The sequence below is a fragment of the Streptomyces sp. NPDC041135 genome (assembly GCF_055592085.1).
In genome coordinates this window covers 244,550-257,432 of sequence record NZ_JBVIYZ010000004.1, presented here as the reverse complement: position 1 = coordinate 257,432, position 12,883 = coordinate 244,550, and the positions used below count along the sequence as shown (strand labels likewise).

The window sequence follows — 12,883 nt, the reverse complement described above, 5'->3', positions numbered from 1 at the left end:
GTAGATGTGCGTGCCATCCCCGCGACGCCGACATGATCCGAACGACAGGCCCTAGGCGAGCAGGTTGCCGCGCCGGGAGAGCAGGAACTTTTTGAAGGCGGCCACCGGCGGGGTGTCCGGGTGACCGTCCAGCCAGGCCACGCCGATCTCCCTCACCGCCCGCGGCGCGGTGACCGCCAGCTCCACGACCCCGGGGCGGGGCACGGCCGGCGGCGGCAGCAGGGCCACGCCCAGGCCCGCCGCCACCAGGCCCCGCAGGGTCTCCGCCTCCTCCCCCTCGAAGGCCACCCGGGGCCGGAAGCCCGCCTCCTGGCACAGGTCGTCGGTGATGCGCCGCAGGCCGTAACCCGGCTCCAGGGTCACGAAGTTCTCTTCGGCCGCCTCGCTGAGCCGGATGCGCCTGCGGCCGGCCAGCGGGTGGTCGGCGGGCACGACCAGGCGCAGCTTCTGCTCGTCCAGCCGCCGGGCGACCAGGTCGGGGGCGTCCGGGACGGGAGAGGTCAGGCACAGGTCCAGGTCCCCCGCGCGCAGCCCCTCCAGCATCGCCTCGCCGTAGTTCTGCACCAGGCTGAAGCGGACCCGCGGATGGTCGGCGCGGAAGGCGTGCAGCAGGCCGGGGACGGTCTCGGCGCCCATGGTGTGCAGGAAGCCGAACGCGACCTTGCCGGTGGCCGGGTCGGCGTCGGCGCGGACCTCCTCGGCGGCGCGCTCGACCTCGGCGAGGGCGCGTTCGACGGAGGCGAGGAAGGTGCGGCCGGCGGTGGTGAGGGAGACGGTGCGGCCGCGGCGGGCGAACAGCTCGACGCCGAGGTCCTGTTCGAGCCGGACCATGGCCCGCGAGAGCGTCGACTGCGGGACGTTCATCTCCTGCGCGGCGCGCGTGACGTGCTCGGTGCGGGCCACCCCGGCGAAGTACGCCAGGCGGGGCGCCAGCACTCTCGACATGTCGGCCGTGTCGTGTGTGTCACCGGACGGTGACAGGCGCGGCTGTGACCTCTGCTGATGCTGCATGGGAACGATTATGGCGATTCCATGCATTGGACGGATGAAACCGGGGTCCGTAGCGTCGAAGCATGACTCCCGCCGATACCGGGGCGTCCACCGCAGTGGGCGCCGCTTCGACCGTCCCCGCCCCCGATCCGCGCTCCGACTCCCGGCTGGCCCCGGGCGGTCCCGGCTACCGCCGGATGAGTTTCGCCCTCTTCCTGGCCGGCGTCGCGACCTTCGCCCTGCTGTACTCGACGCAGGCCCTGCTGCCGCTGATCTCGGGCGAGTTCGGGGTGGCGGCGGGCGAGGCGAGCTGGACGGTGGCGGCCGCGACCGGTGGCCTGGCGCTGTTCGTGCTGCCGATGAGCGCCCTGTCGGAGCGCTTCGGCCGCCGTACGGTGATGACGGCCTCCCTCGCGGTGGCGGTGGGCGTCGGCGTGCTGGTGCCGTTCGCGCCGTCGATCGGGGTGCTGGTGGTGCTGCGGGCGGTGCAGGGCGCGGCGCTGGCCGGGCTGCCGGCCTCGGCGACGGCCTACCTGGCCGAGGAGGTCCGGCCGACGGCGCTGGTCACCGCGATCGGCCTGTTCGTCGCCGGCAACAGCGTCGGCGGGATGAGCGGCCGGGTGATCACCGGCTGGGTGGCGCAGGAGTGGGGCTGGCGGGTCGCCGTCGGAGTGATCGGCGTGCTCGCGGTGGCCTGCGCGGTGGCGTTCCGGCTGCTGCTGCCCGCCCCGCGGCACTTCCGGGCCGGCTCCCTGCGGCCCCGGGTGCTGGCCGGCACGGTACGCGGCCACCTGTCCGACCCGCTGCTGCGCCGCCTGTACGCGATCGGCGCGCTGTTCATGACGGTGTTCGGCGGCGTGTACACGGTCATCGGCTACCGGCTGACCCAGGCGCCCTTCTCGCTCCCGCAGGGCATCGTCGGCTCGATCTTCCTGGTCTATCTGGTGGGCACGGTGTCGGCGTCGACGGCGGGCCGCCTGGTGGGCCGGCTCGGCCGCCGGGGAGCGCTGTACCTGGCGGGCGGCACGACCGCGGCGGGCCTGCTGCTCTCCCTGGGCACCTCCCTGGTGCCGGTCCTGCTGGGCCTGGTGCTGATCACGGCGGGCTTCTTCGCGGGCCACGCCGTCGCCTCCTCGGCGGTCAGCAGGACGGCGACCACGGGCCGCGCCCAGGCCTCGGCGCTCTACCAGTCCGCGTACTACATCGGCTCCAGCGCCGGCAGCACCGTCGGCGCCCTGGCCTTCCACGCGCGCGGCTGGTCCGGGACGGTCGGGGTGGGCGTCCTCGCGGTGCTCGGCGTCGTCGCCATCACGGCGCTGGGCACGCGGGCGGCCCGCGTGGCGGCCCGGCGGACCCCGGCCGCGGCGCACTGAAGGCTCCCGAGCACTCCTGCACGCCCCCCGTGTGAACTGGGCGTTCTCCCACTCCGGGGGCCGTTGTCAGTGGCCTGCGGTAGCTTCCCAAGTGCTGGGGCGCGACGACGCGCGACAGGTACGGCCACAGGGGTGGGTGGACGATGGGCAACGGCACGGCGACGGCGGACCTGGACGTCGCACTGGAGAAGCACCGCACCGAGCTGACGGGGTACTGCTACCGCATGCTCGGTTCGTCCTTCGAGGCCGAGGACGCGGTGCAGGACACCCTGGTGCGGGCCTGGCGCAGCTACGACAAGTTCGAGGGCCGCTCCAGTCTGCGTTCCTGGCTGTACCGCATCGCGACCAACGTCTGCCTGGACATGCTGACCGCGGGGAACAAGCGGGCCCGCCCGATGGACCTCACCGAGTCGACCCCGCTGGCCCGCGCGGCACTCTCGCCGCGTCCCGACACCACCTGGCTGGAGCCGATGCCGGACGCCCGGGTACTGCCGACGGTCCAGGACCCGGCGGAGGCGGCGGTCGCCAAGGAGAGCGTGCGGCTCGCCTTCATGGCCGCCCTCCAGCAGCTGCCGCCCAAGCAGCGGGCGGTGCTGATCCTGCGCGAGGTGCTGGCCTGGCGGGCGAGCGAGGTCGCCGAGCTGCTGGACACGTCGGTGGCGTCGGTCAACAGCGCCCTCCAGCGGGCCCGGGCGACGCTCGCCGAGCGCGCGGACACCGGGGCGGCGGGGGCCGTCTCCGATCCGCTGGACGAGGAGCAGCAAAGGCTCCTGGAGCGGTACGTGAAGGCGTTCGAGGGCTACGACATGACGGCGCTGACGGCGCTCCTCCACGAGGACGCCATCATGACGATGCCGCCGTTCGACCTGTGGCTGCGCGGCACGGACGACATCACCGGGTTCATGACCACCCTCGGCGCCTCGTGCGCCGGCTCCCGCCTGCTGCCGGTGCGGGCCAACGGCCTGCCGGGCTTCGCCCACTACAAGCCCGACCCGGAGCGGGGCGGTCACACGCCGTGGGCGGTGCAGGTGCTGGAGCTGTCAGACGGCCGGATCACCGGTTTCCACTTCTTCCTCGACACCGCGCGCTGGTTCCCCCTCTTCGACCTGCCCCTCCACCTCGAAGCGGAGTCCGACGAGGGCCAGCAGGGCCAGTAACGCAGGCTCGGCGCCCCGCAGCCGGGTCCGGCCCCCGGCCCGCCGGGCGGCCAGCTCCAGCCGGGCCAGCAGGTCGACGGCGCCGAGACCCGGGGGACCGAGCCCGGCCACGTCGCAGACGACGACGCCGGCACCGGTGGACTCCAGCAGCCCGCGCACGTCACGGCAGAGCCCGGCCACCTCGTCCCCGACGACGGGTCCGGCCAGCACGAGCACAGCAGGTGTCCTGGCATCCACATCCGGTAGACCTCCGCCCTGCCCGTAACTCATCGGGCGGGGCAGGGCCTACGCGGCGGGGAAGGTGCTCGTGTCGATGACCACGTCGAAGGGAGCGGGCAGCTTGACGCCCTCGCCGAACTTGACGGCGCTCAGCACTCGGTAGACGTCACCCTTGGGCTCGCCGTAGAGCGTGACCGTCGGGCCACCGGGGGCCCAGCTGTCGACGAGGAGGTAGAGCGGGATGCCGGCGGCGGCGTAGGCGGCGGGCTTGCTGACGCGGTCGTGGCGGGCATTGGCCCGGGAGGTGACCTCGACGACGAGTTCGGCGAGGGCGGCGGGGATGTGGGTCTCCGTCTCCGCGCACTCGGGCACGGGAGCCACTACAAGGTCCGGGATGAACATGCCTGAACGTGCGGGCACGGCGATCGCGAGCGTCTGGAAGACCCCCCAGTCTTCCGGAATGACGCTGTACAAGCGGCGCTGAATGCGTTCCGCGATCACGTTGTGGCGGGAGGCGGGAGCAGGTGACACGGTGACGATCCCCTCAATGATCTCCACCTTGCTGCCCTCGGGCCGTTCCATCTCCTCCCAGAACCGGACGAGGTCGTCCCAGCTCTGCTCGGGGTCCTGGCCCACGGTGAGTGCGCTCATGGCGGTCTCCTATCGATGTGTCACCGATCCCAGCATGCCGAACGGGACCGGTGGCGGTCCACCGGTCCCGTTCACCCGAACGGTGAATGCCCAGGTCAGGCGATACGTTCCAGCACGACCGGGGAGGGCGCGAAGGGGGTGCCGGGGGCTTCGACGTCGAAGGAGTTCTCGATCGCCTCGAGGGCGTACGCGAAGCGCTCGGGGGTGTCGGTGTGCAGGGTGAGGAGGGGCTGGCCCGCGGTGACGGGGTCGCCGGGCTTGGCGTGCATCTCGACGCCGGCGCCGGCCTGCACCGGGTCCTCCTTGCGGGCGCGGCCCGCGCCCAGGCGCCAGGCGGCGATGCCGATGTCGTAGGCGTCCAGGCGGGTCAGGACGCCCGACGACGGGGCCTCCACCACGTGCTGCTCCTTGGACGTGGGCAGCGGGGCGTCCGGGTCGCCGCCCTGCGCCGCGATCATGCGGCGCCAGACGTCCATCGCCGAGCCGTCGGCCAGCGCCTTCGCCGGGTCGGCGTCCTTCACCCCGGCCGCGTCCAGCATCTCCCGGGCCAGCGCCACGGTCAGCTCGACGACGTCCGCCGGGCCGCCGCCCGCGAGGACCTCGACCGACTCGCGGACCTCCAGGGCGTTGCCCGCGGTGAGGCCGAGCGGGGTGGACATGTCGGTGAGGAGCGCGACCGTCCGCACCCCGTGGTCGGTGCCGAGGCCGACCATGGTGGAGGCCAGCTCCCGGGCGTCCTCGACGGTCTTCATGAAGGCACCCGTGCCGACCTTGACGTCCAGGACCAGGGAACCGGTGCCCTCGGCGATCTTCTTCGACATGATCGAGGAGGCGATCAGCGGGATGGCCTCCACCGTGCCGGTCACGTCGCGCAGCGCGTAGAGCTTCTTGTCCGCCGGGGCCAGGCCGTCGCCCGCCGCGCAGATGACCGCGCCGGTGGTGTCCAGGACGTGCAGCATCTCCTCGTTGGAGAGCAGGGCGCGCCAGCCGGGGACCGACTCCAGCTTGTCCAGGGTGCCGCCGGTGTGGCCCAGGCCGCGGCCCGACAGCTGGGGGACGGCCGCGCCGCAGGCCGCGACCAGCGGGGCGAGCGGGAGGGTGATCTTGTCGCCGACGCCGCCGGTGGAGTGCTTGTCGGCGGTCGGGCGGGACAGGGAGGAGAAGTCCATGCGCTCGCCGGAGGCGATCATCGCGGCGGTCCAGCGGGCGATCTCCCGGCGGTTCATGCCGTTGAGCAGGATCGCCATGGCGAGGGAGGACATCTGCTCGTCGGCCACCTCACCGCGCGTGTAGGCGTCGATGACCCAGTCGATCTGCGCGTCGCTCAGCTCGCCGCGGTCCCGCTTGGTGCGGATGACGGAGATGGCGTCCATGGCCATGGCGTTCCTTCCGGTGTGGTGCGAAAGACACGGCCCCTCCGACCTGGTCGAAGGGGCCGCGGGGAGTTACTTGGTGAGGTGCTCCGGGCCGAAGGCCTGCGGCAGCATCGCGGACAGCGGCAGCACACCCGCCGGGGTGTCCAGCAGCAGGCCGGGGCCGCCGAACTCGTACAGCAGCTGGCGGCAGCGGCCGCACGGCACGAGCAGCGCGCCCGTGCCGTCCACGCAGGTGAAGTGCGTGAGGCGGCCGCCCCCCGTGCGCTGGAGCTGCGAGACGAGCCCGCACTCGGCGCACAGGCCGATGCCGTAGGAGGCGTTCTCGACGTTGCAGCCGGTGACCGTGCGCCCGTCGTCGACCAGGGCCGCGACGCCGACCGGATAGCCGGAGTAGGGGGCGTAGGCGTGGGACATGGCCTCGCGTGCCTCGGCGCGCAGCGCCTCCCAGTCGACGCCGGCGGCGGGGCTCACTTGCCCTGTCCCTTCCGGTACGGCAGGCCGTCCGCCTTCGGCATCCTGAGGGACTGCGCGGACAGCGACAGCACCAGCAGCGTGACGAGGTACGGGGTGGCCGTCACCAGCTGGCGCGGCACCTCGTCGGTGGAGGCGTACCAGAGGAACATCAGGGCCGCGACGACGACCGTGACGACGGCGGGGACGTACTTCTTGCGCCAGGCCAGGTAGGCCGCGCCGAAGACCAGCAGGATCGCCAGCAGCAGGATCAGCGCGTGCACGTTCACCGTGCCGCCGCGCAGGTTGAGGCTGTCGGTGTAGCCGAACAGGCCCGCGCCGAGCGCGAGGCCGCCCGGCATCCAGTTGCCGAAGATCATCGCCGCGAGGCCGATGTAGCCGCGGCCGGCGGTCTGGCCGTCGAGGTACACGTTCGAGGCGACGATGGACAGGAACGCGCCGCCGAGACCGGCGAAGCCACCGCTGATGATCACCGCGATGTACTTGTACTTGTAGACGTTGACGCCGAGGGACTCGGCCGCCACCGGGTTCTCGCCGCAGGAGCGCAGCCGCAGCCCGAAGGCCGTGCGCCACAGCACCCACCAGGTCAGCGGGACCAGCGCCACCGCGATGACGGTGAGCGGCGACAGGTCGGTAACCAGGCCGCCGAGCAGGCCGGCCAGGTCCGAGACGAGGAACCAGTGCTTGCCGTTGAGGGTGTCCAGCCAGCCGGACAGCCCCGGGATGCTGAAGTCGCCGAGCGAGTCGATCGGCGGGGACTGCTTGGAGGAGCCCTGCGGGGCGTCGGCGAAGGTGAACTTCGACAGGTACCGGGTGGTGCCCAGGGCCAGGATGTTCAGCGCCACACCGGAGACGATGTGGTTGACGTTGAAGGTGACCGTGGCGATGGCGTGCAGGACGGCACCGAGCGCGCCGCCGATGATGCCGAGGGCGACACCGGCCCACGGGCCCCACTGGTAGCCGGCCCAGGCACCGAACCAGGTGCCGAGGATCATCATGCCCTCGAGGCCGATGTTGACGACGCCCGCCCGCTCGGCCCACAGGCCGCCGAGGCCGGCGAGGCCGATCGGCACGGCCAGGCGCAGCGCGGTGGACATCTGGCCGGTCGAGGTGATGCCGTCCGCGCCGGTGATCAGGCGGACGACCGAGGTCAGCACCAGCACGCCCGCGATGATCAGCAGGAGTACCGGGAGCGACATGCGGCGGCCGCCCGTGCCGGACTGCTTCGCCTGGGTCTTGTCGATGGTCGCGGTGGACATCAGGCCGCCACCTCCTTGTCGGTGTTCTGAGCGGCGGCCGCGGCCAGCTCGGCGCCGACCTGGCGCTGCTGGCGGCGCAGACCCCACTGGCGGACGGCCTCGTACGAGATGACGACCGCGAAGACGATCAGGCCCTGCATGATCGTGGCGATCTCCTTGTCGTACGCCACGGGGCTCGCGTAGTCGAGGGCGGGCGAGGCCTTGTCGAGGAAGGCCCACAGCAGGGCGGCGAGGGCGATGCCGCCGGGGTTGTTGCGGCCCAGCAGGGCGATGCCGATGGCGGTGAAGCCGAGGCCGGCCGGGAAGTTGAGGCTGTAGGTGTGGGTGGAGCCCAGCAGCAGCGGCAGACCGGACAGGCCCGCGATGGCGCCGGAGATCAGCATGGAGATCAGCACCATGCGCTTGGCGTCGACGCCGGAGGCCGCGGCGGCGGTCTCGGAGGCACCGGTGGCGCGCAGGTCGAAGCCGAAGCGGGTGCGGTTGAGGACCAGCCAGTAGCCGACGCCCAGCACCACGGCGAGGAAGACCAGGCCGTAGATCTCGCCGACGTCCGAGCCCAGGTCGATGCCGGGGAACCAGCCGGACTTCTTCATGATGCCGGTCGTCATGTTGTTGCCGACCTGCACGCCCCAGACGTCGCCGAGAGTGACGTAGGCGATGACGCTGGTGGCGATGGCGTTCAGCATGATCGTGGCGACGACCTCGCTGACCCCTCGGGTGACCTTCAGGACGCCCGCGATGCCCGCCCAGAAGGCGCCGGTGGCCATCGCGACGACGAGCAGCAGCGGGATCTGCAGGAAGCCGGGCAGGGCGACGTGCGCGCCGACCACGGCCGTCATCACCGCGGCGAGCCGGTACTGGCCGTCGACGCCGATGTTGAACAGGTTCATCCGGAAGCCGAGGGCGACCGCGATGGCGGCGATGTAGTACAGCGACGCCTGGTTGATGATCAGGACCTGGATGTCGGAGTAGGGCAGCTGCTCCAGCATCAGGCTGTAGGGCTCGAACGGGTTCTTGCCCGAGGCGAGCAGCACGACCGAGGTCAGCACGATCGCCAGGAGGAGCGCGATGACCGGTCCGGCCACCGCGAGGAGCACCCGCTCCTTGTCGAACTTCTTCATCGGGCCTCGTCCTCCGGACCGGCGTTGTCGTCACCCTCGGGGGCGGTCTGTGCGTGCTCCAGGTGGCCGGACGCGGCGCCCGTCATGGCCGAGCCCAGTTCCTCCGGGGTGACGGTGGCGGGGTCGGCGTCCGCGACCAGGCTGCCGTTGTAGATCACCCGCAGGGTGTCCGACAGGCCGATCAGCTCGTCGAGGTCGGCGGAGATCAGCAGCACGGCCAGGCCGGCCCGGCGGGCCTCCCGGATGCGGTCCCAGATCTGCGCCTGGGCGCCGACGTCCACGCCGCGGGTGGGGTGGGCGGCGATCAGGAACTTGGGGTCGTGGCTCATCTCGCGGCCGACGATCAGCTTCTGCTGGTTGCCGCCGGAGAGGGAGGCGGCGGTGACGTCGATGCCGGGGGTGCGGACGTCGTACTCCTCGACGATGCGCCGGGTGTCGGCCTGGGCGCCCTTGATGTCCAGCCAGAAGCCCCTGGCGTTGGGCTTCTCGGTGACGTGGCCGAGGATGCGGTTCTCCCACAGGGGCGATTCCAGCAGCAGGCCCTGGCGGTGGCGGTCCTCGGGGATGTAGCCGACGCCGTGCTCGCGGCGCCTGCGGGTGGGCCAGGGGGTGATGTCCTCGCCGAGGAAGACGATCCGGCCGGAGTCGGCGTGCCGGGTGCCGATCAGGGCGTCGATCAGCTCGGTCTGGCCGTTGCCCTCGACGCCGGCGATGCCCATGACCTCACCGGCGTGGATGGTGAAGGTGACGTCGTCCAGGACGCGCTTGGCCTCGTCGGCCGGGGCGAACTCGGTCAGTCCCTCGCCCGCGGGCTCCGCCTCGGTGCCGAGGGAGGCGCCGGCGGCGTAGACGGTGAGGTTGTGCACCTCGAGCACCGGCCGGTCGGTGACGGTGGACTCGGCGGTCTCCGGGGTGGGCAGCTCGCTGCCGACCATCATCTCGGCCAGCTGGCGCGAGGTGGTCTCGGCGGGGACGGCCGTGCCGACGGTGGTGCCGCGCCGGATGACGGTGATGTCGTCGGCGACCGAGAGGACCTCGCCCAGCTTGTGGGAGATGAAGATGACGGACAGGCCCTCGGACTTCAGCTCGCGCAGGTTGGCGAAGAGCGCGTCGACCTCCTGCGGGACCAGGACCGCGGTCGGCTCGTCGAGGATCAGGGTGCTGGCGCCGCGGTAGAGGACCTTGAGGATCTCCACGCGCTGGCGGTCGGCGACGCCGAGGTCCTCGACCAGGGCGTCCGGGCGGATGCCGAGGCCGTAGCGGTCGGAGATCTCCTTGATCTTCCCGCGGGCGCCGGCGCCGATGCCGTAGAGCTTCTCGCTGCCGAGGGCCACGTTCTCCAGCACGGTCAGGTTGTCGGCCAGCATGAAGTGCTGGTGGACCATGCCGATGCCGCGGGCGATGGCGTCGGCGGGGCTGGCGAAGCTGACGTGCTCGCCGTCGACGGTGATGGTGCCCTCGTCCGGCTTCTGCATGCCGTAGAGGATCTTCATCAGGGTCGACTTGCCCGCGCCGTTCTCGCCGACCAGGGCGTGGACGGTGCCCTTGCGGACGGTGAGGTGGATGTCGTGGTTGGCGACGACACCGGGGAATCGCTTGGTGATGCCCGCGAGCTCTACCGCGACTGTCGACAAAGCGGTGAGCGGAGGGCTGCTGGACGCGTCGATGGCGCACTCTCCTCGGGAAAGGGGCCGCTCTACGCGCGTAGCGCCCCTGCTTTAAATAGTGCCCGGACCTGACCGGCCGTGACCACGGCCGATCCGTTCCGAGCATTCTGCCGCGCGAACGGGGTGCGCCCGGGCCATCCTTGCCGCACCCCGTTCCGTGGCCGTAACGCTGCCATTACAGCGCTCCGCGGCCAATGCCTCCGGCCGAAAAGGTCAGGAGGTCTTGACCTTGATGCTGCCGTCCTTGATGCCGTCCGCGGCCTTCTTGATCGCGGCCTGGAGGGCGGCGTCCTTCTTGAAGACCGGGTTGGAGTCGGCCAGGCCCACGCCGCCGTTGTCCAGCGAACCGCGGATCTCACCGGACAGCGGCTTCTTGTCCTTGATCACGGACTTGGACAGGTCGTAGACCGCGCCCTGCACGTTCTTCAGGGCCGAGGTCAGGATCGAGGCCTTGTACGCGGCGAGCGCCGACTGCTTGTACTGGTCGGAGTCGACGCCGATCGCCCACACCTTGTGCGCGGCGGCGGACTTGATGACGCCCTGGCCGGAGAGGCCGGCGGCGGCGTAGACGACGTCGGCACCGGCGTCGATCTGGCCGTTGGCCGCGTTCTCGCCCTTGTCGGGGCTGGAGAAGCCGCCCTCCTGGGCCGTCTGGGTCAGGTACTGCTTCTCGATCTTGATCTTCGGGTTGACCGACTGCGCGCCCTGGACGAAGCCCGCCTCGAACTTGTGGATCAGCGGGATGTCCACGCCGCCGATGAAGCCGATGTGGTTCTTCTTGGTGGCCTTGGCGGCGGCGACACCGGCGAGGTAGGAGGACTCCTCCTCGTGGAAGACCAGGTCCGCGACGTTCTTGGCGGTGATGGTGTTGTCGTCGACGATGCCGAAGGTCACCTTCGGGTACTTCGCGGCGACCTCCTTCACGGCCGGCGCGTAGGAGTAGCCGACACCGATGATCGGGTTGTAGCCGGCCTTGGCCAGCGTCTCCAGACGCTGCACCTTGTCGGCGTCGGACTCGCCGTCCTGCGGCTCGATGTCGCGGCCGCCGACACCGAAGTCCTTCTGGGCCTTGTCGAAGCCCGCGTAGGCGGCGTCGTTGAAGGACTGGTCGCCCTTGCCACCGACGTCGTACGCCAGGCCGATGCCCTTGGACTTGCTGCTGCCCGAGGACGAGGTGGACGAGCTTCCGCAGGCGGAAACGGTGACGGCGAGGGCTGCAGTCGCAACTCCCGCAACGGCGATTCGGGACACCCGGCGCATGGAACGTGACTCCTTTGTGCAAGCGCCCAAACCAGGCGCTGGTTCCGCGGCAGCGTAACGCGCGTAGACCTGACGGAAAACCCCATCTGTCCGGTCCGTTACCGAGCTGTGGCCACAGTCACGTCCCAAGGTTACGGACAGCACTACGCCCCTTGCTGGACGCAAGGGGCGTGCGACTGCAACGGCGTCCGGGAGGTCGTTGCGGGGTGATTCGTCCCGGATCACTTGCTGGTGACGGTGACCTTGCCGTCGATGATGTCCTGCTTGGCCTTGTCCACCGCGGCCACGACCTTGGTCATCGCCTTGTACTTCGGGTTGGTGTCCGCGAAGCCGACGCCGCCGGACTTCAGGGTGCCCTCCACCAGGCCGCTCTCCGGCTTGCCCTCGTAGACCGACTTCACCAGGTCGTAGACCGCGCCGCCGACGTTCTTCAGGGCCGAGCCGAGGATGTGGTCCTTGTACGCGGCGAGCGCCGACTGCTGGTACTGGTCGGAGTCCACGCCGATCGCCCACGCGTTGTGCGCGGCGGCGGCCTGGATCACGCCCTGGCCGGAGAGACCGGCGGCGTGGTAGATCACGTCGGCACCGGCGTCGAGCTGGCCCTGCGCGGCCGCCTTGCCCTTGTCGGGGCTGGAGAAGCCGCCCTCCTGGGCCGTCTGGGTCAGGTACTGGGACTCGATCTTGATCTTCGGGTCGACCGACTTGGCGCCCTGGACGAAGCCCGACTCGAAGGTCTCGATCAGCGGGATGTCCACCCCGCCGATGAAGCCGATGTGGTCCTTCTTGGTGGCCGACGCGGCGGCGACACCCGCGAGGTAGGAGGACTGCTCGGCGGCGAAGACCAGGTCGGCGACGTTCTTCGCCTTGATGGTGGAGTCGTCGATCATGCCGAAGGTGACCTTGGGGTACTTGGCGGAGACCTGCTTCACGGCCGGCGCGTAGGAGTAGCCGACGCCGATGATCGGGTTGTAGCCCGCCTTGGCCAGGGTCTCCAGGCGCTGCACCTTGTCGGCGTCGGACTCGCCGTCCTGCGGCTCGATGTCCCGGCCGCCGATCTTGAACTCGTCCTCGGCCTTCTTGAAGCCCGCGTAGGCGGCGTCGTTGAAGGACTGGTCGCCCTTGCCGCCGATGTCGTAGGCCAGGCCTATGCCCTTGCCGGAGTATGTGCCGTTGCCGTCGTCGGACGAGCTGCTGGAGTCACTGCTGGACTTGCCGCATCCGGCGGCCGCGAGGGCGACGACCGTGACGGCCACCGCAGCGTGGGAGAACCTGGTCCTCCGAGAGATCAGACGCACAGCAAGCACCCTTCATCCCCACGGCACCGTCACCGGCCCGCTTC

12 protein-coding genes are annotated in these 12,883 nt (G+C 71.0%); 2 read left to right on the top strand and 10 right to left on the bottom strand.

Annotated features, from left to right (window positions below; all coding sequences use genetic code 11):
• Positions 1–51 precede the first annotated feature (51 nt).
• Complete coding sequence (locus ACZ6CZ_RS12285; RefSeq protein WP_469018477.1) at positions 52–1,011, bottom strand: LysR family transcriptional regulator; 960 nt, start codon at positions 1,009–1,011, stop codon at positions 52–54.
• A 62-nt stretch (positions 1,012–1,073) separates the two neighbouring features.
• Here ACZ6CZ_RS12285 and ACZ6CZ_RS12280 point away from each other — a divergent pair, with 62 nt between their 5' ends.
• Positions 1,074–2,363, top strand: coding sequence for an MFS transporter (locus ACZ6CZ_RS12280; RefSeq protein WP_469018474.1), 1,290 nt, complete (start codon positions 1,074–1,076; stop codon positions 2,361–2,363).
• Positions 2,364–2,506: 143 nt separating this feature from the next.
• Positions 2,507–3,520 carry a sigma-70 family RNA polymerase sigma factor gene (locus tag ACZ6CZ_RS12275; RefSeq protein WP_469018471.1) on the top strand — a complete coding sequence of 338 codons (1,014 nt, stop codon included), beginning with the start codon at positions 2,507–2,509 and terminating at the stop codon, positions 3,518–3,520.
• Here ACZ6CZ_RS12275 and ACZ6CZ_RS12270 read toward each other — a convergent pair.
• From ACZ6CZ_RS12270 to ACZ6CZ_RS12230, 9 genes are all read right to left on the bottom strand, one after another.
• Positions 3,404–3,790: an STAS domain-containing protein gene (locus tag ACZ6CZ_RS12270; protein ID WP_469018468.1), complete on the bottom strand. Its 387-nt coding sequence runs from the start codon at positions 3,788–3,790 to the stop codon at positions 3,404–3,406. The genes ACZ6CZ_RS12275 and ACZ6CZ_RS12270 overlap by 117 nt on opposite strands.
• A gap of 15 nt (positions 3,791–3,805) precedes the next feature.
• The gene (locus tag ACZ6CZ_RS12265) at positions 3,806–4,390 is read right to left on the bottom strand and encodes a Uma2 family endonuclease (protein WP_469018465.1); all 585 of its coding nucleotides are present in this window, start codon (positions 4,388–4,390) and stop codon (positions 3,806–3,808) included.
• Between the two features lie 95 nt (positions 4,391–4,485).
• Positions 4,486–5,769, bottom strand: a complete 1,284-nt coding sequence (locus ACZ6CZ_RS12260; RefSeq protein WP_469018463.1) for a thymidine phosphorylase — start codon at positions 5,767–5,769, stop codon at positions 4,486–4,488.
• Positions 5,770–5,835: 66 nt separating this feature from the next.
• Entirely contained in the window at positions 5,836–6,237 is a 402-nt protein-coding gene (locus tag ACZ6CZ_RS12255; RefSeq protein ID WP_469018460.1) for a cytidine deaminase, read from the bottom strand.
• Positions 6,234–7,496 carry an ABC transporter permease gene (locus ACZ6CZ_RS12250; protein WP_469018457.1) on the bottom strand — a complete coding sequence of 421 codons (1,263 nt, stop codon included), beginning with the start codon at positions 7,494–7,496 and terminating at the stop codon, positions 6,234–6,236. Before ACZ6CZ_RS12250 ends, ACZ6CZ_RS12255 begins: the two co-directional genes overlap by 4 nt.
• Complete coding sequence (locus tag ACZ6CZ_RS12245; protein WP_469018454.1) at positions 7,496–8,617, bottom strand: ABC transporter permease; 1,122 nt, start codon at positions 8,615–8,617, stop codon at positions 7,496–7,498. The genes ACZ6CZ_RS12250 and ACZ6CZ_RS12245 overlap by 1 nt, the downstream gene beginning before the upstream one ends.
• Complete coding sequence (locus ACZ6CZ_RS12240) at positions 8,614–10,251, bottom strand: ABC transporter ATP-binding protein (RefSeq protein ID WP_469018451.1); 1,638 nt, start codon at positions 10,249–10,251, stop codon at positions 8,614–8,616. Before ACZ6CZ_RS12240 ends, ACZ6CZ_RS12245 begins: the two co-directional genes overlap by 4 nt.
• A gap of 246 nt (positions 10,252–10,497) precedes the next feature.
• Positions 10,498–11,544: a BMP family lipoprotein gene (locus ACZ6CZ_RS12235; protein ID WP_469018448.1), complete on the bottom strand. Its 1,047-nt coding sequence runs from the start codon at positions 11,542–11,544 to the stop codon at positions 10,498–10,500.
• Positions 11,545–11,765: 221 nt separating this feature from the next.
• Positions 11,766–12,830 (bottom strand): BMP family lipoprotein, encoded by a 1,065-nt coding sequence (locus ACZ6CZ_RS12230; RefSeq protein WP_469019098.1) that lies wholly within the window; start codon positions 12,828–12,830, stop codon positions 11,766–11,768.
• Positions 12,831–12,883: the final 53 nt, after the last annotated feature.

Excerpts from the sequence above, each read along its gene's own strand:
- ACZ6CZ_RS12235 (WP_469018448.1), bottom strand. The coding sequence starts at position 11,544 with ATGCGCCGGGTGTCCCGAATCGCCGTTGCGGGAGTTGCGACTGCAGCC.
- ACZ6CZ_RS12275 (WP_469018471.1), top strand. The coding sequence starts at position 2,507 with ATGGGCAACGGCACGGCGACGGCGGACCTGGACGTCGCACTGGAGAAG.
- ACZ6CZ_RS12265 (WP_469018465.1), bottom strand. The coding sequence starts at position 4,390 with ATGAGCGCACTCACCGTGGGCCAGGACCCCGAGCAGAGCTGGGACGAC.
- ACZ6CZ_RS12245 (WP_469018454.1), bottom strand. The coding sequence starts at position 8,617 with ATGAAGAAGTTCGACAAGGAGCGGGTGCTCCTCGCGGTGGCCGGACCG.
- ACZ6CZ_RS12280 (WP_469018474.1), top strand. The coding sequence starts at position 1,074 with ATGACTCCCGCCGATACCGGGGCGTCCACCGCAGTGGGCGCCGCTTCG.
- ACZ6CZ_RS12250 (WP_469018457.1), bottom strand. The coding sequence starts at position 7,496 with ATGTCCACCGCGACCATCGACAAGACCCAGGCGAAGCAGTCCGGCACG.
- ACZ6CZ_RS12285 (WP_469018477.1), bottom strand. The coding sequence starts at position 1,011 with ATGCAGCATCAGCAGAGGTCACAGCCGCGCCTGTCACCGTCCGGTGAC.
- ACZ6CZ_RS12260 (WP_469018463.1), bottom strand. The coding sequence starts at position 5,769 with ATGGCCATGGACGCCATCTCCGTCATCCGCACCAAGCGGGACCGCGGC.
- ACZ6CZ_RS12270 (WP_469018468.1), bottom strand. The coding sequence starts at position 3,790 with ATGAGTTACGGGCAGGGCGGAGGTCTACCGGATGTGGATGCCAGGACA.